This is a genomic window from Bradyrhizobium tropiciagri (assembly GCF_018130505.1).
Lineage (GTDB): Bacteria > Pseudomonadota > Alphaproteobacteria > Rhizobiales > Xanthobacteraceae > Bradyrhizobium > Bradyrhizobium tropiciagri_B.
Window position 1 is genome coordinate 124,886 of the sequence record NZ_JAFCKH010000004.1, and the last position, 20,070, is coordinate 144,955.

The 20,070-nt window shown below is 65.4% G+C and carries 16 protein-coding genes; 7 read left to right on the forward strand and 9 right to left on the reverse strand.

The genetic code is table 11. The features are described from left to right. From JQ633_RS11265 to JQ633_RS11275, 3 genes are all read right to left on the reverse strand, one after another. Entirely contained in the window at positions 1–2,205 is a 2,205-nt protein-coding gene (locus JQ633_RS11265) for an RNA degradosome polyphosphate kinase (RefSeq protein ID WP_211985092.1), read from the reverse strand. A gap of 131 nt (positions 2,206–2,336) precedes the next feature. Continuing rightward, positions 2,337–3,014: a DnaA/Hda family protein gene (locus JQ633_RS11270; RefSeq protein WP_211985093.1), complete on the reverse strand. Its 678-nt coding sequence runs from the start codon at positions 3,012–3,014 to the stop codon at positions 2,337–2,339. Between the two features lie 45 nt (positions 3,015–3,059). Further along, entirely contained in the window at positions 3,060–3,602 is a 543-nt protein-coding gene (locus JQ633_RS11275) for a CDP-alcohol phosphatidyltransferase family protein (protein WP_211985094.1), read from the reverse strand. Positions 3,603–3,762: 160 nt separating this feature from the next. On the opposite strand from JQ633_RS11275, the gene purM reads away from it, so the two are divergent. Continuing rightward, positions 3,763–4,836 (forward strand): phosphoribosylformylglycinamidine cyclo-ligase, encoded by a 1,074-nt coding sequence (gene purM / locus JQ633_RS11280; protein ID WP_211985095.1) that lies wholly within the window; start codon positions 3,763–3,765, stop codon positions 4,834–4,836. Continuing rightward, positions 4,833–5,483, forward strand: coding sequence for a phosphoribosylglycinamide formyltransferase (gene purN, locus JQ633_RS11285; RefSeq protein WP_211985096.1), 651 nt, complete (start codon positions 4,833–4,835; stop codon positions 5,481–5,483). The genes purM and purN overlap by 4 nt, the downstream gene beginning before the upstream one ends. A gap of 89 nt (positions 5,484–5,572) precedes the next feature. Here purN and JQ633_RS11290 read toward each other — a convergent pair whose 3' ends face one another. From JQ633_RS11290 to JQ633_RS11300, 3 genes are all read right to left on the reverse strand, one after another. After that, entirely contained in the window at positions 5,573–5,776 is a 204-nt protein-coding gene (locus tag JQ633_RS11290) for a cold-shock protein (protein WP_211985097.1), read from the reverse strand. A gap of 281 nt (positions 5,777–6,057) precedes the next feature. After that, a complete protein-coding gene (gene rnd / locus JQ633_RS11295; RefSeq protein WP_211985098.1) occupies positions 6,058–7,206 on the reverse strand; it encodes a ribonuclease D in 1,149 nt (382 codons plus the stop codon). Between the two features lie 308 nt (positions 7,207–7,514). Beyond that, entirely contained in the window at positions 7,515–8,669 is a 1,155-nt protein-coding gene (locus JQ633_RS11300; protein ID WP_211985099.1) for an acyltransferase family protein, read from the reverse strand. Positions 8,670–9,051: 382 nt separating this feature from the next. On the opposite strand from JQ633_RS11300, the gene JQ633_RS11305 reads away from it, so the two are divergent. Continuing rightward, positions 9,052–9,354, forward strand: a complete 303-nt coding sequence (locus tag JQ633_RS11305) for a hypothetical protein (RefSeq protein WP_211985100.1) — start codon at positions 9,052–9,054, stop codon at positions 9,352–9,354. A 375-nt stretch (positions 9,355–9,729) separates the two neighbouring features. On the opposite strand, the gene JQ633_RS11310 is transcribed toward JQ633_RS11305, so the two are convergent. Further along, a complete protein-coding gene (locus JQ633_RS11310) occupies positions 9,730–11,202 on the reverse strand; it encodes a protein adenylyltransferase SelO (protein ID WP_211985101.1) in 1,473 nt (490 codons plus the stop codon). Positions 11,203–11,396: 194 nt separating this feature from the next. Between JQ633_RS11310 and aspS the strand changes: the two genes are divergently transcribed. Both aspS and JQ633_RS11320 read left to right on the forward strand, forming a co-directional pair. Beyond that, entirely contained in the window at positions 11,397–13,172 is a 1,776-nt protein-coding gene (aspS, locus tag JQ633_RS11315) for an aspartate--tRNA ligase (protein WP_211985102.1), read from the forward strand. A 209-nt stretch (positions 13,173–13,381) separates the two neighbouring features. Next, positions 13,382–14,182, forward strand: coding sequence for a class I SAM-dependent methyltransferase (locus JQ633_RS11320; RefSeq protein WP_211985103.1), 801 nt, complete (start codon positions 13,382–13,384; stop codon positions 14,180–14,182). A 105-nt stretch (positions 14,183–14,287) separates the two neighbouring features. On the opposite strand, the gene JQ633_RS11325 is transcribed toward JQ633_RS11320, so the two are convergent. Continuing rightward, positions 14,288–16,258, reverse strand: a complete 1,971-nt coding sequence (locus JQ633_RS11325) for a hypothetical protein (protein WP_211985104.1) — start codon at positions 16,256–16,258, stop codon at positions 14,288–14,290. 234 nt (positions 16,259–16,492) lie between these two features. Between JQ633_RS11325 and JQ633_RS11330 the strand changes: the two genes are divergently transcribed. After that, the gene (locus JQ633_RS11330; RefSeq protein ID WP_211985105.1) at positions 16,493–18,802 is read left to right on the forward strand and encodes an NADP-dependent malic enzyme; all 2,310 of its coding nucleotides are present in this window, start codon (positions 16,493–16,495) and stop codon (positions 18,800–18,802) included. 151 nt (positions 18,803–18,953) lie between these two features. Continuing rightward, positions 18,954–19,406: a DoxX family protein gene (locus JQ633_RS11335; RefSeq protein WP_211985106.1), complete on the forward strand. Its 453-nt coding sequence runs from the start codon at positions 18,954–18,956 to the stop codon at positions 19,404–19,406. A 101-nt stretch (positions 19,407–19,507) separates the two neighbouring features. Here JQ633_RS11335 and JQ633_RS11340 read toward each other — a convergent pair whose 3' ends face one another. After that, on the reverse strand, positions 19,508–20,065 hold the full coding sequence (locus JQ633_RS11340; RefSeq protein ID WP_433995641.1) for a dihydrofolate reductase: 558 nt from the start codon (positions 20,063–20,065) through the stop codon (positions 19,508–19,510). Between the last annotated feature and the right edge of the window lie 5 nt (positions 20,066–20,070).

Genomic DNA, 20,070 nt, shown 5'->3' on the forward strand with positions numbered 1-20,070 from the left:
TTATGACGACGGTTGCTGCCGCTCGTTGCGACGCGTGAGCCGGCGTGGCGAAGATTCCTTGAGCGACTTTCCACGGCCGGACAGACTCGGATTTGTCATGAAGTAATTGTGAAGGTTGAAGGGCTCTTCGCCTTTCGCGGTCTTCATACGCGTTGACGATCCATCGGGCAACAATTGCCAGCTCTGCTCATTGTCCTTCAGGTTCGCGACCATGATCTGTTCGAGAACCTGCTGATGCACCGTGGGATTTTGCAGCGGACAGAGAACCTCGACGCGGCGGTCGAGGTTGCGCGGCATCATATCGGCGGACGAGATATACACAGCAGCTTTGGTGCTCGGCAGGCCTTGCCCCATGCCGAAGCAGTAGATTCGGCCGTGTTCCAGGAACCGGCCGATCACCGATTTGACGCGGATGTTCTCCGACAATCCAGGCAGGCCAGGCCGCAGGCAGCAGATGCCGCGCACCACGAGCTCGACCGATACGCCGGCCTGCGAGGCCTCGTACAGCGCGTCGATGATATCTGGATCGACCAGCGCATTCATCTTCATCCACACGGCGCCGGGGCGGCCGTGCTTGACGTGATCGATCTCGTCATGGATGTGCTCGATGATGCGCTTGCGCAGCGTCAGCGGCGACACCGCCATCTTCTCGATGTCGCTCGGCTCGGCATAGCCGGTGATGTAGTTGAACACGCGCACGGTATCGCGGCCGATGACCGGATCCGACGTGAAGTACGACAGGTCGGTGTAGATGCGCGCCGTGACCGGATGATAGTTGCCGGTTCCGGTGTGCACATAGGTGGTGAGGTTGCCGCCCTCGCGGCGAACCACCATCGACAGCTTGGCGTGCGTCTTCAATTCGATGAAGCCGTACACGACCTGGACGCCGGCGCGCTCGAGGTCGCGGGCCCAGCGGATGTTGGCTTCCTCGTCGAAACGTGCCTTCAGCTCGATCAGCGCCGTCACCGACTTGCCGGCCTCGGCCGCTTCCGCGAGTGCGCGCACGATCGGCGAGTTGTTCGAGGTGCGGTAGAGCGTCTGCTTGATTGCGACGACATCGGGATCGCGCGCCGCCTGCTGCAGGAACTGGACGACGACGTCGAAGGATTCGTAGGGGTGATGGACCACGAGGTCCTTCTGGCGGATCGCGGCGAAGATGTCGCCGCCATGGTCGCGCACGCGCTCGGGATGGCGCGGCACATAGGGCGGGAATTCGAGGTCGGGACGGTCGAGGCGGGTGAGCTGCGACAGCTCGTTCATCGCCAGCACGCCGTCGACCAGGAACACCTCGTCATCGGCGGCCGATAGTGCATGTTGCACGAAGAGCCGCAGCTCCTCGGGCATCTTGGCCTCGATCTCGAGCCGGATCACCGATCCGCGGCGGCGGCGCTTGAGCGCCGTCTCGAACAGGCGGACGAGGTCTTCGGCCTCTTCCTCGATTTCCAGTTCGGAGTCCCTGATGATGCGGAACGCGCCCTGGCCCTTGACGGTGTAGCCGGGGAACAGGCGGCCGATGAACAGGCCGGTGGCTTGTTCCAGCGTGATCAGCCGCGCCGGCGCGCCTTCCTTGGTGGAGGGGATGCGGATGAAGCGGTCGATCTTGCCGGGCATGCGGATCAGCGCGTTCATCGCCTTGCCGTCGGCGATCCGCGACAGCTGCAGCGCGACGGTGAAGCCGAGATTCGGGATGAACGGGAACGGGTGTGCCGGGTCGATCGCGAGCGGCGTCAGCAGCGGGAAGATGCTGTGGAGGAAGTGATCCTCGATCCAGGCGCGCTCGGACTTGGTCACATCGCGTCCGTCGACCAGCTGGATGCCGACCGCGGACAGGATCGTGCGCAAGTCGCTCCAGATCGCCTGCTGGTCGGAGGCGAGCTGCGACACCGTCTTGTTGATCATGACGAGCTGTTCGGCGGGCAGCAGGCCGTCCGGGCTGCGCTCCGCGATCCCCTCGCGGACCTGCGCCTTGATGCCGGCGACGCGGACCATGAAGAACTCGTCGAGGTTGTTTGCCGATATCGACAGGAAGCGGACCCGCTCCAGCACCGGATGGCCCTGATTGACCGATTCCTCGAGCACCCGGCGATTGAAATGCAGCCAGGACAGCTCGCGATTGATGAATCGCTCGGGGCTGGTCGCGATCGCGGGAACGGCGGGGGCTTCCGCCTCTTTGTCTTTGATTTCAGTAGCTTGTGCGGAGTCCATCAAGTGCTGGTCCAATTCGGGGTAGGCAGCCAGGGCGGTCTAGCCGAGGGCCGCACAAACCATGTGATATTGCGATGACGTTTCGATGACATTCATGTTCCCGCCGCCGCCGTCGTCAAGCCGGGTTACGGTCAGGCGTCGCGCAACAGGTCGGCCGCCAGGGCCCGGGTCACCGGCCGCCCGAGCCGCAACGCCTCGGTGTCTAGCAGTTCGACGGTCCGCCGGACTGCGGCATAGGAGCGCTCGATCCGGTTGGTCAGATAGCTCACCAGCGGCTCGTCCACGCTCATCTGGCGGTCGGCGCAAAACTTGACGATCAGGCCGCGGAACAGCTGGTCGTCGGGCGGCAGCAGCGCGACCACCGGCACCGCGCGCAGCCGCGACCTAAGATCGCGCAGCTCGATCTCGAAGGCCGAAGGCGGAATGCGCGCCGTGATCAGCACGAAGGCATCGTCCTGGCGCGCGAGGTTGAGGAGATGAAACATCGCGCGCTCGTCGAAATCCGACGGCTTGAGGTCCTCGACGACGAGCGCGCCGGTCGCCAGCGCCGTAGGTACCGCCTCCGCCGTCAGTGCATGCGCCGCGGTCGAACGTGCGCCGGCAAGCTCGGCCCAGATCGCGGCGAGGTGGCTCTTGCCGGAGCCCTCGGGGCCGACCAGCAGCATGACGCGGTTCGGCCAGTCGGGCCAGCCGTCGATCAGCGCGAGTGCAGCCTCGTTGGTCGGCCCCTCGAGGAAATCGTCGCGGGTCAGCCTTTCCTCGTGCGGCAACGCCAAGGCCAATTGACGAGGTTGAACGCCGCCTGTCACGCAAGTCTCCAAAACATTTTATGCGAGCATGAGCGCGTCGCCGCTCTACCGGGCTTCGATCGTGCTCATGTGCCGCACCCACTCGACGAGATAGAGGGACACCGAAACCAAAGTAAAGATCGTGACGAGGCAGATCAGGATCAGGTCGTAGGGATACGGCTGAAAGCCGAAGCCGAGCGAGGCCAGCACGAGTGCCGCGAATCCGACTTGCGCCACCGTGTTCAGCTTCGACACCATCAACGGCTTCATCTCGACCGGCTTGTCGAACAACCATGACACAATCACGGCGGAGACGATCATGATGTCGCGCGACACTACGAGAATGACGAGCCAGCGCGGCACCGCGCCCCAGATCCCGAGCGCGACATAGATCGACACCAGCAGCGCCTTGTCGGCGAGCGGGTCGAGCAGGGCGCCGAGCTCGCTCGTCATGTTGAAGCGCTTGGCGAGAAAACCGTCGACCGCATCGGAGACGCCGGCGATCACGAAGATCGCGAACGCGATCTCCATCTGGCTGGACACGATCGCCCAGACGATCACCGGCACCAGGATGATGCGGCCGAGGGTGATGATATTCGGTATGCTCAAGTTTGGTCGCTTCCCGGCTAGAAGCCTGATTTTACTCGATATCCAGCTCTTTTCAGCAGCGGCCGGATGTTATCTACATAGTATCGTGGCGGTGGCGCCGCGAGCCATTGCGCGGGGGCGGAATTCCTCGTAACCAGCCCCAGATCAACTGGAATTGGGCATGACCGAGCGCAAAAACGGGCTCACATACGCGGATTCGGGCGTCGATATCGATGCCGGCAACCGTCTGGTCGATCTGATCAAGCCGATGGTGCGGGCCACCGCGCGCCCCGGCGCAGACGCAGAGATCGGTGGCTTCGGCGGGCTGTTCGACCTCAAGGCGGCCGGCTTCAAGGATCCGGTGCTGGTCGCCGCGACCGACGGCGTCGGCACCAAGCTCAAGATCGCGATCGACACCGGCATCCATGGCGGCATCGGCATCGACCTCGTGGCCATGTCGGTCAACGACCTCGTCGTGCAGGGCGCGGAACCGCTGTTCTTCCTCGACTATTTCGCCTGCGGCAAGCTCGATCCGCAGGCCACGGCGGCGATCGTCGCCGGCATCGCCGAAGGCTGCCGCGAATCCGGCTGTGCACTGATCGGCGGTGAGACCGCCGAGATGCCCGGCCTCTACAAGGATGGCGATTATGACCTCGGCGGCTTTGCGGTCGGCGCCGCAGAGCGCGGCACCCTGCTGCCGAGCGGCGACATCGCCCCCGGCGACGCGGTGATCGGACTTGCGTCCTCGGGCGTGCACTCCAACGGCTATTCGCTGGTGCGCAAGATCGTCGAGCAGTCCGGCCTCGGCTACGACGCGCCGGCGCCGTTCGCGCCGGTCATGACGCTCGGCGCGGCGCTGCTGACGCCGACCAAGCTCTATGTGAAATCCTGCCTGCGTGCGATCCGCGAGACTGGTGCGGTCAAAGGTCTCGCCCACATCACCGGTGGCGGCTTCACGGACAACATCCCGCGCGTGCTGCCGAAGCATCTCGGGGTCGGCATCGACCTGCCGCGCCTGCCGGTGCTGCCGGTGTTCAAATGGCTGGCGGAGCAGGGCGGCATCGCCGAGCTCGAGCTGCTCCGCACCTTCAATTGCGGCATCGGCATGATCGCGATCGTCAAGCCCGACGCGGTCGATGAGGTCATCCAGGTCCTCACCGAGGCCGGCGAGACCGCGACGCTGCTCGGCGAGGTGATCGAGGCCAGCGGCGAGCATCGCGTGGTCTATAACGGTCATCTCGATCTCTCCCGATGAAACGCCGCGTCGCCATCCTGATCTCCGGCCGCGGCTCCAACATGGCCGCGCTGATCGAGGCCGCGAAGGCTACGGACTTTCCGGCGGAGATCGCGGTCGTGATCTCCAACCGCGCCGACGCCCCTGGACTGGAGCGGGCGGCTGCCCATGGCATTCCCACCGCGGTCATCGAAAGCAAGCCGTTCGGCAAGGATCGCGCCGGCTTCGAGGCGGTGCTGCAGCGGGTGCTCGACGAGAAGCAGGTCGAGCTGATCTGCCTCGGCGGCTTCATGCGGCTGTTCACCGCTGAGTTTGCCCGGCACTGGTACGGACGGATGCTCAACATCCATCCCTCGCTGCTGCCGTGCTTCCCCGGCCTCGATCCGCACGGCCAGGCGCTGAGCGCAGGCGTCAAGCTTTCCGGCGCGACGGTGCATTTCGTGATCCCCGAGACCGACGCGGGGCCGATCGTGATGCAGGGCGCGGTAACCGTGGCCGACGGTGATACGCCCGAGACGCTCGCTGCGCGCGTGATCACGATCGAGCATCGGATCTATCCGGAGGCGCTGCGGCTGCTCGCGAGCGGCCGGCTCAAGCTCGAAGGCGGCATCTGCCGGACGCTTGGCAGCGCGCCGAGCGACGGCACGTTGATCGCACCGGCACCTTGAGCTGGTCTTGGAGCTGCGGTTGAAAAATTCCCCCGGGGTGATGCGGCCGGGGGAGGCATCGCAATGGCCAGCGCGGATCGCGCCGGCGTTCAGTTCACCTTGAGATTTTCCGCCGACGCCTTGCCGCGGCTCTCCACCAGTTCGTACTCGACCGTCTGGTTTTCGTTCAGCGTGGCGAGCCCAGCGCGCTCGACGGCAGAGATGTGGACGAACACGTCCTTGTCTCCGACGGCCGGCTTGATGAACCCGTAGCCCTTGGTGGCGTTGAACCACTTGACGGTACCCTTCGGCATCGTCTCCCTCCCAGTCTAGACATAAAAAAGACGCGGCCACGTTTTGCTCGTGCCACGCCACAAACGGGCTTTCCGGTGTCTGTTCAGTTGTCGAATCTTCAAGCTTGCAGTCTTCAAGTCCGAAGTCTTCACGTTCGCAGTCTTGCCGCAATCCGATTGCGACGAGATTGCAACACGAAACATGCGCCTTCGCAAGCCTGCGGCGGGCCGCGGATGTTTTGCGGGACGCAACAGCGGAGCGCGGTTGCCGGAGCGGCGCTCGGCCATTGGCCGACACGAGGTTAATCCCGGTCGACCCGCACCACGCGGCCCTTGTCGATCGCAAGTGCGAGCTGGCCGTGCTTCAGCTTGAGCGCGGCCTCGCCGAACAATTCGCGCCGCCAGCCATGCATCGCGCCGACGTCGGCCTGGTCGTTGGTCGCGATCTGCTCGAGATCGTCGACGGTCGCGATCACCTTGCTGGCGACCCCGTGACGCTCCGAGGTCATGCGCAGCAGCACCTTGAGCAACTCGACGGTCGCCGCGCCGTTGGCATTGTTGCGCGGCTTCTCCAGTTTCGGCAGCGAAGATTGATCGCGCGCCAGCCCGCGCTGCACTGCGGCGATGATGTCGGTGCCCCATTTGGAGCGCTCGAAGCCCTTCGGCATCGAACGCAGATTGCCGAGCTTCTCGATCGAGGTCGGTGCATGGGTTGCGATGTCGCCGACCGCGTCGTCCTTCAGCACGCGCGAGCGCGGCACGTCGCGGCTCTGCGCTTCCTGTTCGCGCCACGCCGCGACCTCGATCAGCACCGCGAGCTCGCGCGGCTTGCGCACCCGGGTCTTGAGCCGCTCCCAGGCGCGCTCGGGGTGGAAATCATAGGTCTTCGGCGAGGTCAGGACTTCCATCTCCTCGCTGACCCAGTCGCTGCGGCCGCGCTTCTTCAGGTCGGCGTCGAGCGCGGCGAACACCTCGCGCAGATGCGTGACGTCGGAGACGGCGTAATGGATCTGCTCCTGGCTGAGCGGACGGCGCGACCAGTCAGTGAAGCGGTGGGTCTTGTCGGGACGATGGCCGGTGACGCGGTCGACCAGCGCGTCATAGGCGATGCTGTCGCCATAGCCGAGCACCATGGCGGCGACCTGGGTGTCGAAGATCGGATGCGGGATGGTGCCGGAGAGGTGCCAGACGATCTCGATGTCCTGCCGCGCGGCGTGAAACACCTTCAGCACGGCCTCATTCGACATCAGCTCGAAGAACGGCTTGAGGTCGATGCCGGGGGCCAGCGCGTCGACCACGACGGCCTCGTCCGCGCTCGCCATCTGCACGACGCAGAGCAGCGGGTAGTAGGTCGTCTCCCGCAGGAACTCGGTGTCGACGGTGATGACCTTGTGCTTGGCAAGCCGTTCGCAGGCGGCGGCAAGTTCGGAGGTAGTAGTAATCAGATCCATGAAGTGTCCATGACGCTCGACACACGCGTTCTGCCGAAAGGGCAGCTATGTCAAGGGTCTTGCCTGGATTTTGGCCCTGCGCGGAGCGAGGGACAGGGGATTTCCGGTGGGCTGGGGAGGGATTCGGGGGGATTTGCCCTGTCCGCCACACAACGCGGCGTCATCACCCGGCTTGACCGGGTGATCCAGTATTCCAGAGGCAGCAGTGCTTGAGCCGAGGGGCCCCGGCGTACTGGATCGCCCGGTCAAGCCGGGCGATGACAGCGAGGAGGGGGATGCGGCATTTGCCCCATCGCGACAGTGGCAACTCAGTGCTCGGCGACCGAGGCTTGGGCGAGCCGATCGGCGCGTGCCGGATCTACCGCTGTCGTGCTCGTGGTGCCGACGCGTGACGGCCAGCCGAGCCGTGCCGCCAGCATGGTCAGCCTGTCCCTGGTCCAGCCATGCGCGGGGCGCTCCAGCACGCGCCAGACCAACCAGGCGAGCAGGACCACGCCAATGATGACGGTCACGGTCGGCAGGATAGAGGGCTGCTCCGGCGTCGCCGCCAGCAGGATCGTGTAGCCGAGCTGCAGGTGCAGCAGATAGAGCGGGTAGGTGACGCCGCCGGCGGCCATCACCAAGCCCGCCGGGAGGGGGACCCGCTTGATGCGTGTGGCCAGGAAAACGATGCCGAGCGAGACGATGCAGATCGCGACCACGATGCGGGCATCGAAGCTGGCGTGGAGATGGACGCCGAGCCGCTCCAGCTTGTGGACCGCCTGGAACGCCGCCGTGCCCAGCGCCAGCGACATCAGGCCGTAGAGCCGGGTGTCGCGCCGCCCGCGATAGTGTTCGTAGATCAGCAGCCCGACGGCGAAGAAGCCGCTGTCGCCGGCCATGAACAGTTTCTCGAAGATCGGGGCGTCGATCGTCAGCTCGTTGGCGAAGGTGATGGCGATCCAGGCGACGATGATGGTGTCGATCCGCTGCGGGAAGATGCGCAGGGCGAGAAACGCCGCGACCCAGACATAGAACATCACCTCGATGACGAGCGACCAGTACGCATCGTCCATGTAGGGCTTGCCGAACATCGGGGCGGCGATGAACAGATTGGCGAGCCATTGACCGAAGCTGACGCTGAAATGCGCGCCGCCCAGCAGGAGCGTGGCGACGAAGGTGAGCGTCATGCAGGTCAGGAAGGTCGGATAGATCCGGCTGAAGCGAGCGATGGCGAAGCCGACCGGCGTACGGCCCTCGGCCGAGTAGGCGATGACGAAGCCGCTGATCGCGAAGAATACGGGGACGCCGAGGAAGCCGTACTGCGCGACCGGCGCGAGGAACGGCATCGCGACCTGCGGGACGCCGTGCGCCGCAGGACCCCAGAAGCCGTAGTGGTACAGGACGACGGCGCCCACCGCGGCCACCCGCAGCAGGTCCAGCGCGGGAACCCGCGTGTCCGGCCTGTCCCTGATCTCCGGCATCAACGCCGCTCCATGAATGGGACCGGCATGGTTGAAGCCGAGGCGTGAAGGTGCCCTTAACCCGATGCCTGAAACGAGCGCTCGCCATTCACGATCGCGGCAGCCGGAGGATGGCGAGGTCGCGGCCGATGGCCGGCACGAAACCATTTTCGGCACCGCGCGAAACCGGGCTGAAACATTTGGCCGCTACATCAGTTCCCAAATATAATAAGGGGAAGTGTCATGATGGAAGCTGCTATCGTCACGCTCCTGGTCCTGAGCGCCGCTATCTTTGCCGCCCACGCCTACGACGCCCTGCACACGCACTGACCGGATGGGCGAAGCCTCGGCCACCCCATTGGCGAACGAATGATTCCGACCGGCTTCTAGAAGGAGGACCGCAATGAAAAGGACTGCGCGTGTTTTGCTGGCCGTCTCGCTGCTCGGGCTGAGCGGCGTCGCGACATCGGGATCGGCGCTCGCTGATGACGTCAGGCAATGGCCGGCGGACCCGGTGTTCCCCTGGGGTTTCGGGTACGGGTCGCCCCCGACCTATGACGGCTACCTGTTCTCTCGCGGCTACCCTGCCTACACCGGCTACGATGTCAGCGCGGTCGCGGTCGATCTGACCAATTCGGGCTTCCGTCACCGCCGCGTGATTGGACCCGGCGTCATCTTCAGCCGTCCGCGCGCCTATTGGTGGTGATGTCGCGGGCCCCGCTCGCGACCTGCGAGCGCTACTCGTAGCGCATCTTCTTCGAGGGCCGGCGTGCCGCAGGCATCGCCAGCACGATCAGGCACAGCGCGATCATCGCCATTCCGATGAATTCGAATGCAAATGCGTCCACGGGCAATTCTCCCCTTAACGAAACCATGAGGATTGTTTGGGGTGCGTTGACGCGCTGTTAAGCCTTATGGTTACCGCGCCCAGCCTCCGCGCATGGTGCAGGGTGAGTTAATGCTCACGTTGCGCACGGAGGCGCGTAGGATGGCTAGAGCGAAGCGAAACCCATCAAACCCTTGAGCCGCCTATGCGGAACGATGATGGATTTCGCTGCGCTCTACCCATCCTACGGAGTGTTTACGTCCCGCAGAATGTCTGCGTCACGCGCTGCTCGGGCAGCGGTGGTTCGGCGTAGGCGGCGAACTGCGGCTGATCCTCGAACGGCCTTGCCAGCACGGTCAGCAGCTCCTCGAACGGCGCGTAATCGTCGTTGTTCACGGCTGCCTGGATCACCGCCTCGATGCGATGGTTGCGTGGGATGAAGGCCGGGTTGACGGCATCCATCGCGGCCTTGCGTTCGGCCGGCGTCTGCGGCTCCAGCGCGAGGCGGGTGCGCCAGCGCGTAGCCCATTCGTCGTACGCCGCGGGATCGGTAAACTCCGCGCGGACGCCGGCTGTATCGTCCGCCGCGGCGTCGCCGAGCTTTCGGAAGGTCAGCGTGAAGTCGGCGGCGTTCTTCGCCATCGCGTCGAGCAGGTCCTGGATCAGGGCGTCGTCGCCATCGCGCGCGGTGAACAGACCGACCTTGGCGCGCAGGCCGGCATTGTAGGCGACGGTGAATTTCTCAGGGAATTCGCCGAGGATCTCTTGCGCCTGTTCGATCGCCTTCTCCTGTTCGCCGTCGAACAGCGGCAGCAGGCACTCGGCGAGCCGGGTCAGATTCCACAGGCCGATGCGCGGCTGGTTGGCATAGGCGTAGCGGCCCATCTCGTCGATCGAGGAGAACACCTGCGCCGGGTTGTAGGTATCGAGGAAGGCGCAGGGACCGTAGTCGATGGTCTCGCCTGAGATCGACGTGTTGTCGGTGTTCATCACGCCGTGGATGAAGCCGACCAGCAGCCAGCGCGCGATCAGCGCGGCCTGCCGCGCCACCACGGCCGCGAGCAGCGCGTGGTAGGGCCGCTCCGCCGTCTTCAGATCGGGATAGTGCCTAGCGATGACGTGGTCGGCCAGCGCACGGACGCCGTCGGTGTCGCCGCGGGCGGCGAAGAACTGGAAGGTGCCGACGCGGATATGGCTTGAGGCGATCCGGGTCAGCACCGCGCCGGGCAGCGCGGTCTCGCGCATCACGGCTTCGCCGGTGACGACGGCGGCCAGCGAGCGGGTGGTCGGGATGCCCATCGCGAACATCGCCTCGCTGACGATGTATTCGCGCAGGACCGGGCCGAGCGCGGCACGGCCGTCGCCGCGGCGGGAGAACGGGGTCGGGCCACTTCCCTTGAGCTGGATGTCGCGGCGGACGCCGTCTTTGTCGATGACCTCGCCGAGCAGGATGGCGCGGCCGTCGCCGAGCTGGGGAACAAAGTGGCCGAACTGGTGGCCAGCATAGGCCATCGCGATCGGGTCGGCTCCGTCAGGCAGCCGCTTGCCGGCGAGGATCTCGGCGCCCTCGGGCGTCGAGAGCAGGTCCGGGTCCAGCCCGAGCTGGATCGCGAGCGGCCGGTTCAGCTTGATCAGCCGGGGCGCGGCCACGGGGGTCGGCGCGACGCGGGCAAAAAAGTTCGCCGGCAGCGCCGAATAGGTGTTCTGGAACGGGAAATGGATGGTCATGTCCGAAAGATAGGCCCGCGGGGCGAATAGGCAAATGCCGGGCGCCGGCCGCCCCGAAAATTGACCATTCGGGCGAAAAACCGGGCGTTCCCTTGGTTGCCGCACCCGGCCTCGTCGGGTAAACCCTCCGCAACTTCGGAACAGGCCCTGAGCCGTCCGATTCGTTTCCTCCGACAATCAGTTTTAGGACGACCATGCATCGCTACCGGTCACACACATGCGGCGCGCTCCGTGAGAGCGATATCGACCAGCCGGCCCGGCTGTCAGGCTGGGTGCATCGGGTCCGCGATCATGGCGGCGTGCTGTTCGTCGATCTGCGCGACCATTATGGCATCACGCAATGCGTGGCCGATCCGGACTCGCCGGCATTCGCCGAGGTCGAGAAGTTCCGTTCGGAATGGGTGGTGCGGATCGACGGCAAAGTGCGTCGCCGCCCCGCCGGCACCGACAACCCCGAACTGCCAACCGGCCTGATCGAGATCTACATCAAGGAGATCGAGGTGCTGGGCCCGGCGGCCGAGCTGCCGCTGCCGGTGTTCGGCGAGCAGGAATATCCGGAGGATATCAGGCTGAAGTACCGCTTCCTCGACCTGCGTCGCGAGAAGCTGCACCAGAACATCATGACCCGCGGCGCGGTCGTCGATTCCATGCGCAAGCGGATGAAGGAGCAGGGCTTCTTCGAATTCCAGACCCCGATACTGACGGCGTCCTCGCCGGAGGGCGCGCGCGACTTCCTGGTGCCGTCGCGCATTCATCCCGGCAAGTTCTACGCGCTGCCGCAGGCGCCGCAGCAGTACAAGCAACTGCTGATGATGTCGGGCTTCGACCGCTACTTCCAGATCGCGCCGTGCTTCCGCGACGAGGACCCGCGCGCCGACCGCCTGCCGGGCGAGTTCTACCAGCTCGACGTCGAGATGAGCTTCGTCACGCAAGACGATGTTTTCGCTGCGATGGAGCCGGTCATCACCGGCGTGTTCGAGGACTTCGCCAAGGGCAAGCCGGTGACGAAGAACTGGCCGCGCATCCCGTTCGCCGAGGCCGTGCGCAAATACGGCTCCGACAAGCCGGACCTCCGCAACAAGATCGTCATGCAGGAAGTCTCCGAGCACTTCCGCGGCTCCGGCTTCAAGGTATTCGCGCGGATGCTGGAAGACCCGAAGAACCAGGTCTGGGCGATCCCCGGCACCGGCGGCGGCAGCCGCGCGTTCTGTGACCGCATGAATTCGTGGGCGCAGGGCGAGGGCCAGCCCGGCCTCGGCTACATCATGTGGCGCGAGGGCGGCGAGGGCGCGGGTCCGCTTGCCAACAACATCGGCCCCGAACGGACCGCTGCGATCCGTGACCAACTCGGCCTCAAGGAAGGCGACGCTGCGTTCTTCGTTGCCGGTGATCCCGAGAAATTCTGGAAGTTCGCAGGTCTTGCCCGCACCAAGCTCGGCGAGGAGCTGAACCAGATCGACAAGGACCGCTTCGAGCTGGCCTGGATCGTCGACTTCCCGATGTACGAGTATGACGAGGAGAACAAGAAGGTCGACTTCTCGCACAACCCGTTCTCGATGCCGCAGGGCGGCCTCGATGCGCTGACCGGCCAGGATCCGCTGACCATCAAGGCGTTCCAGTACGACATCGCCTGCAACGGCTACGAGATCGCCTCAGGCGGTATCCGCAACCACAAGCCGGAAGCGATGGTGAAGGCGTTCGAGATCGCGGGCTATGGCGAGCAGGAGGTCATCGACCGGTTCGGCGGCATGTACCGTGCGTTCCAGTACGGCGCGCCGCCGCACGGCGGCATGGCGGCCGGCCTCGACCGCATCGTGATGCTGCTCTGCGGCACCAACAATCTGCGCGAGATCTCCTTGTTCCCGATGAACCAGCAGGCGATGGATTTGCTGATGGGCGCCCCGTCGGACGCGACGCCGAAGCAGCTCAAGGAGCTGCACATCCGCACCAACCTGCCGGCGAAGGGGTAGGGCGGAAGAAGCAAGTCGAGCTGCGTAGCCCGGATGTAGCGAAGCGTAATCCGGGAACGCCCTTACCGCAGGAGAGACCGCCCCGGATTGCGCTTCGCTCCATCCGGGCTACAGGTTCCGCGCACAAAATAAATACCGCCCAGATCCGTCGCGCGTCGCGTTCAAGCACTGACGGCGCGACCTGCAATCTGGGGGCTGATTTGTACTCGATGACCGCGTTTGCGGATTTGATCTTTCCGGTGCTCGAACTGGCGCAGGCGCGCAGCGTGGTTGAGATCGGTGCCGACACCGGCGGTATGACGACGCTGCTGGCAAACCACTGCCTCCACCATGGCGGACGGTTGACCTCGGTCGATCCCGCGCCGACGCCGGAATTCAGGATGTGGGCTTCACTGAATGCCCAGGTCCGTCACATCGATCTGCCGAGCCTGGACGCATTTCCGGAACTGGCCGATATCGATGCCTGGGTGATCGATGGCGATCACAATTGGTACACCGTCTACAACGAGATCACCGAAGCGCATCGGATCTGCCGTCGCGACGGCAAACCGCTGCTGGCCTTCTTCCACGACGTGTCCTGGCCCTGCGCGCGCCGCGACATGTATTACGCGCCCGAGCGGATACCGGCCGAATTCCGCCATCCACACTCACGCAACGGCGGCGTGACGCTCGACAATCCCGGACTGCTCGAGAACCGCGGCTTCCGCGGCGGGCAGAACTTCGCCTGGGCCGACCACGAGGGTGGTGAGCGCAACGGCGTGCTCACCGCGATCGAGGACTTCATGAGCGATTGCCAGCGCGCCGGTCGCGAGTTTGGCTTCGCCGAGATCCCGGGGATCTTGGGGCTCGGCGTTCTGTTCGATCTCGATGCGCCCTGGAGCGGCGCGGTCGCCGAACTGCTGTTGCCCTATCACCAGAACAAGCTGCTGCGTCTCGTCGAGGAGGATCGCCTGCGCAACTCGCTGTGGGCCCATGAGTTGCGCGATGCGGCGGCCGCCAGATCGGCATAGCGAACTGCGTAGCCCGGATGGAGCGAAGCGCAATCCGGGGACAGTGTCGCCGCAGGAAACACCGCCCCGGATTTCGCTTCGCTGCATCCGGGCTACGAGTTGCCGCTACAATCCCGTCGAGGCTTCGATCCTGAATTGCGCAAGCGCCGATTGCGGATCGGTCTTGAGCAGCTCGAGCAGTTGCTGCGCCGGAGCCTTGGCGCGAGGCGTCAGCTTGATGACCAGGGTCTGACCGGGCGTCTCGACAAAGCGGCTGATCGCCGCGAGCAGGGCGGCGGCTTCCGGGTTCGAGCCGCCGATCGCTTCGCCCTGCGCCTTGATGCCGGCGAGGATGGCCTGCCGCGCTTCGTCCTTGCCGCCGCCATGGGTGCGCGAAAACGCGCCGACCGCAAGATCGACCACGCCGAGATCGTGCAGGGTGAGCTCGATCGCGCCGGCCTCGATCTGGCTTGCCGCGGCGATCGACTGCGGGTTCATCGCAAACACCTCGCGCGGCACGTTGCCGAGCGAGGCCCGTGCCGAGGCGTTCACGAGGCCGCCGAGGTCGAGCTTCACCGGCTCGAGCGCGAAGGCGCGCGAGGCCTCGGTCCAGGCGGCGCCGAGATCGGCATCGATCGTCATGTTGTCGATCCCGGCGGCGATCAGCTGCTGCTGGGCGGGATCGGCGGTGTCGAGCGGGCCGGACATCTTGGCGGTCAGGCGCAGTTTGCTCGGGACCGATCCGACGAACTGGCCCCAGTCGAGGCTCAGCAGATCGATGTTGACCGGTTTTCCCGTGGCCTTGTAGGGCGCGACAAGTCCCTTGAGCTCGGCGCCCTCGATCAGCGGCAGCAGCGCCAGCGCCTGCTCGGGAAGCGGCTTCTGCGCTGCGAACTGCGCCGTCAGCCGCATCAGGTTGGCGATGTCGACGGCCTTCAACGCAAAGCGCCCGAGCTTGATCGGTCCCTGCGGCCCGCGTCCATCGAAGCCCTCGACGGCGAACTCGCCGATCTTCCCGTTGGCCAGATTGAGCCGGATCGAGGCCAGCTTCAGCGGTCCCTGCGGCGTCTCGATCGAGAGCCCGCGCATCTCGCTGCTGCCGATCCGGATGCCGTCATAGATCGCGGCTACCCTTTCCATCATCGCGCGCGCCTCTTCCGGCGTCGGCGGCGTGGCGCCGGCCGGCGGGATCATCTCCAGCAGCTTGGGCAATTGCATCCGGGACGGCGTGATCCCGACATCGTCGATGGTCATGCCGTCGATCCGCATGTTTAGTCCCTGCGTCGACGAGACCTCGTAGGGACCAGCCGCGATGTGCCGGTACATGAGGTAGACCTTGTCACCATCGGCCTTGGCCGGATCGAAGGCCGCGGCCATCGCGCCGAAATCGATGTCGCTGGCGACGATATCGGTCAGCTTGCCGGTGATCTTGACCGCCTTGCCTGCGGCCTGCGTGTCGGCCGTGAAGAGGGCGTTACCGGCCTTGGTGGAGGCGATCTTGCCGTCCTTGATGTTGTCGAGGACCAGGCCGGAATAGGTGAATTCACCCGCGGTGACGTCACCACGCGGCGTCGTGGCCTGGACCGTCCCCGTCATGCCGGGGACGCTGATCGACGTGGCGCTGATGGCGGCGAGCTGCTCGAAGCCGAACCGGTACAAATCGATCAGGGATGACGACGCCGGACGTCGAAACTGGCCGATCGGGCCGGAATAATCCTTCAACGTGACGAGCGGCGCCTTGTAGGTGATCTTGAACGCCTGCTTGCCGTCGGTCGCCGCGCTCACCTCGATGTCGTTGACGTCGATGCTCTCCGCGGAGAACCGAGATGCGTCCGACTGGCTGACGCCGTGGGCCACGACGTTGGCCGCCTTCACGGCGAACGGCGCGGTTTCGATGCTGACATTCGTAATTGTCAGTGTGCGCTTGAGGACGTCGAACGAAACCCCGCCATGGCTCGCCTTGCCGCCCTGCGCGCGGACCTGCTCGAACGCAGCCTCGACCTCGCCGGTGATCCGGCGCTGCGAATAGAGGTCGACCCCGAACAGGCCGGCGGCCACGATAACCACGGCGAGCAGGCCGAGCAGGATTTTCTTCATTTGCTCAACTCCGCATCATCAAGGGAAAAATATTGCCAATCTTCGGCCGGCGGCTTGGGGGGAGGGTGGTGCCGATCCGCGGGCGGCGAGGGGCCTGTTGACGGGGATATTATCGGATGTTGCATCCAAGCGGCCCGGCGTGCTTCACATCCAGCTCGATCTGCCGGACAATTCACTTTCACTTGCAATACCATAGAAACAAGACGTCTTGGGCTGGAAACGCGGGGAGCACGCATGTCGTCATCGTCTGAAGAACTCCATAACGCCGCGCTCGCCTACCACCGGCTGCCGCGCCCCGGCAAACTCGAGATCCAGGCCATCAAGCCGCTCGCCAATCAGCGCGACCTGGCGCTGGCCTATTCGCCCGGCGTCGCCGCCGCCTGCACCGAGATCGCCAAGAACCCGGCCGAGGCGGCCTCGCTGACCGCCCGCGCCAATCTGGTGGCGGTGGTCTCGAACGGGACCGCGGTGCTCGGGCTCGGCAATATCGGCCCGCTGGCCTCCAAGCCCGTGATGGAAGGCAAGGCGGTGCTGTTCAAGAAGTTCGCCGGCATCGACGTGTTCGACATCGAGATCAAGGCCGACACCATCGAGCGCGTGGTCGAGACCGTGGCGGCGCTGGAGCCGACCTTCGGCGGCATCAACCTCGAGGACATCCGCGGCCCGGAGTGCTTCGAGATCGAGGCGCAGCTCAAGGAGCGCATGAAGATCCCGGTATTCCATGACGACCAGCATGGCACCGCGATCATCGTCGCGGCCGCGATCGTCAACGGGCTGCTGCTCAACGGCAAGAACCTCAACGAGGTGAAGATCGTCTGCTCCGGCGCCGGAGCCGCTGCGATCGCGACCCTCAACCTGCTGGTCTCGATGGGCGCGCAGCGCAAGAACATCTGGGTCTGCGACATCGACGGCGTGGTCTATGAGGGCCGCAACACCACGATGGACCGCTGGAAGGCGGTCTACACCCAGAAGACCGACGCGCGGGTGCTCGGCGACGTCGTCCCGGGCGCGGACATCTTCATCGGCCTGTCGGCGCCGGGCGTGCTCAAGCCCGAGATGGTCAAGCAGATGGCCGACAAGCCGCTGGTGATGGCGCTCGCCAACCCGGTGCCGGAGATCATGCCGGACGAGGCGCGGCAGGCGCGGCCCGACGCCATGATCTGCACCGGACGGTCGGACTTCCCGAACCAGGTCAACAACGTCCTCTGCTTCCCGTTCATCTTCCGCGGCGCGCTCGACGTCGGCGCCACCGCGATCAACGAGGCGATGAAGCACGCCGCGGTCGACGCCATCGCCCAGCTCGCGCGCGATCCGCCGTCGGACGCCGTGGCGCATGGTTTCGAGACCGGCGAGACCCAGGGCTTCGGCCCGGGCTCGCTGATCCCGAGCCCGTTCGACCCGCGGCTGATCCTGCGCATCGCACCCGCTGTGGCCAAGGCCGCGATGGAGTCTGGTGTCGCGACAAGGCCGATCGGCAAGTTCGACGAATATGCCGCCAACCTCGAACGCTTCGCGTTCCGCTCCGGCCTCACCATGAAGCCGGTGTTCGCCAAGGCGAAGACCCAGCCGGTGCGGGTGATCTACGCCGAGGGCGAGGACGAGCGCGTGCTGCGCGCGACGCAGGTGGTGCTGGAGGAGAAGCTGGCGCGGCCGATCCTGGTCGGTCGTCCCTCGGTGGTCGAGACGCGGATCAAGCGCTTCGGCCTGTCGATCAAGGCCGGCCGCGATTTCGACCTGGTCAATCCCGAAGACGATCCGCGCTACCGCTCCTATGTGCAGTCCTACATCGACGTCGCCGGCCGCCGCGGCGTGACGCCCGAGGCGGCGCGGACCGTGGTCCGCACCAACAACACGGTGATCGCGGCGCTGGCGGTGTCGCGCGGCGAGGCCGACGCGATGCTGTGCGGCGTCGAGGGCCGCTACATGAGCCATCTGCGGCATGTGCGCGAGATCATCGGCTTCCTGCCGGGGGTCAGCGACTATGCCGCGCTGGCGCTGATGATCACCTCGACCGGCGCCTATTTCCTTGCCGACACCCAGGTGCGACCGAACCCGAGTGCGGAGGAACTGGCGGAGGTGGCGTCGCTGGCGGCGATTCACGTCCAGCGCTTCGCCTTCAAGCCGAAGGTCGCATTCGTGTCACATTCCGACTTCGGCAGCTACGACACCGACTCCTCGCGCAAGATGCGGCGGGCCACTCAGCTCCTCAAGGACAAGCATCCGGAGATCGAGGCCGACGGCGAGATGCAGGGCGACACCGCGCTGTCGGCGGCGGCGCGGCGCATGGTGCTGCCGCAGTCGCGGCTGGAGGGCGAAGCCAACATCCTGATCATGCCGAACCTCGACGCCGCCAACATCGCCTATCAGATGATCAAGTCGCTCGCCAATGCGTTGCCGGTCGGCCCGATCCTGATCGGCCCGGCGCGTCCGGCCCATATCCTGACGCCATCGGTGACGGCGCGCGGCATCCTCAACATGACCGCGGTCGCCGCGGTCGAGGCCCAGGAGCGGGCGGGTCGCGCCCAGCCGACACTGTTCGGCTGACTTGTTTGAGCATGATCGTTCCGGAAACCGCTGCGCAGGTTTCCGGATCATGCTCCTGGTTGAGACTCATTCGATTTGATCGAAGCAGGCGGAGCGACCATAATCGCTCCGCCTGCTTCGTCCGATTTCTGCCATCCAGTGAGGCCGACCCATGCCAGCGTTCATCACCTTCGGGCGAATCCTGTTCGCCGTGCTGTTCATCTATTCGGGAGGCTACAAGCTGATCGGCATCGATGCGACCGCCGGCATCCTCACCGCCAAGGTGACCATTCCCGCCGTGATCGCGCCCTACACGCAGCAGATCGAAACCTTCGTCGGCATGCCGTTCATGCAGCTCCTGGCGATCGCGGTCGGCGCCTTCGAGGTCATTGCCGGCCTGATGATCGCGCTGAACGTGTTGGCGCGGTTCTTCGCGATCCTCCTGATCATCTTCGTCTGCTTCGCGACCTTCTACTTCCACGATTTCTGGAATCAGCCGGCGCCGGACAATTACAACAACCTGATCCAGGCGCTGAAGAACCTGTCGCTGGTCGGCGCGCTGTTCATCATCGCCGGCTACGGCCGCGGCCCGCGCCGCGACGATGCGGCGTATGGGGATGTGTGATCACCGTAGGATGGGTGGAGCGCAGCGAAACCCATCACGTTTGTGCCAAGAGATTGATGGGTATCGCTGCGCTCCACCCATCCTACGAGTCGTCTCCGCTATCAGCCTCCGCGCCGCCACGGCGTCACGCTGACGTCCTGCGCCTTGTCGATCAGCTGCGCTTCGCCGGCGACGAGACCGTGCGCTGAAAGCACCTGCTGCGGCGTTTGCGCAGGGACGCCGGGAAAGCACGGCTCGCCGTCGGGGATGCGCACCTTCGGCGCGACCGACAGCCAGAACGTATCGTAGCGGTCCATGAACATGCCGAACACATCGGGGCCGCCGATGATCGCGGCCATGCCCGCGGCGACGCCGGCCTCGCGGCTCGCTGCCTCGAACGAGCAGCCGGCCGGATTCCACAATAGCGCCTTCGGATTGGACGGGTCGGGCGCGGTCGCCGCGACCTTGCGGGTCAGGATCAGGCGGCGCCGCTTCGGCGCATTCGGCTGCTCCTCGCCGGACTGGCGGCCGTGCACGACGAGGTCGGCGCGGTCGAGCGCCGCGGTGAAGAAGCGCTTGTCGCCCTCGATCTTGAGCTCGTCGGGCATCACGTTGTTCGCATTCGCCAGCCGGCCGTCGGCCGAGACGATGACGAAACCTTCGATACGCAACGCAGTCACTGAAA

Bases quoted from the DNA above. Each gene is read 5' to 3' on its own strand.
- JQ633_RS11265 (WP_211985092.1), bottom strand. From the start codon at position 2,205: ATGGACTCCGCACAAGCTACTGAAATCAAAGACAAAGAGGCGGAAGCC.
- purM (WP_211985095.1), top strand. From the start codon at position 3,763: ATGACCGAGCGCAAAAACGGGCTCACATACGCGGATTCGGGCGTCGAT.
- purN (WP_211985096.1), top strand. From the start codon at position 4,833: ATGAAACGCCGCGTCGCCATCCTGATCTCCGGCCGCGGCTCCAACATG.
- JQ633_RS11290 (WP_211985097.1), bottom strand. From the start codon at position 5,776: ATGCCGAAGGGTACCGTCAAGTGGTTCAACGCCACCAAGGGCTACGGG.
- rnd (WP_211985098.1), bottom strand. From the start codon at position 7,206: ATGGATCTGATTACTACTACCTCCGAACTTGCCGCCGCCTGCGAACGG.
- JQ633_RS11300 (WP_211985099.1), bottom strand. From the start codon at position 8,669: ATGCCGGAGATCAGGGACAGGCCGGACACGCGGGTTCCCGCGCTGGAC.
- JQ633_RS11305 (WP_211985100.1), top strand. From the start codon at position 9,052: ATGAAAAGGACTGCGCGTGTTTTGCTGGCCGTCTCGCTGCTCGGGCTG.
- JQ633_RS11310 (WP_211985101.1), bottom strand. From the start codon at position 11,202: ATGACCATCCATTTCCCGTTCCAGAACACCTATTCGGCGCTGCCGGCG.
- aspS (WP_211985102.1), top strand. From the start codon at position 11,397: ATGCATCGCTACCGGTCACACACATGCGGCGCGCTCCGTGAGAGCGAT.
- JQ633_RS11320 (WP_211985103.1), top strand. From the start codon at position 13,382: ATGACCGCGTTTGCGGATTTGATCTTTCCGGTGCTCGAACTGGCGCAG.
- JQ633_RS11325 (WP_211985104.1), bottom strand. From the start codon at position 16,258: ATGAAGAAAATCCTGCTCGGCCTGCTCGCCGTGGTTATCGTGGCCGCC.
- JQ633_RS11330 (WP_211985105.1), top strand. From the start codon at position 16,493: ATGTCGTCATCGTCTGAAGAACTCCATAACGCCGCGCTCGCCTACCAC.
- JQ633_RS11335 (WP_211985106.1), top strand. From the start codon at position 18,954: ATGCCAGCGTTCATCACCTTCGGGCGAATCCTGTTCGCCGTGCTGTTC.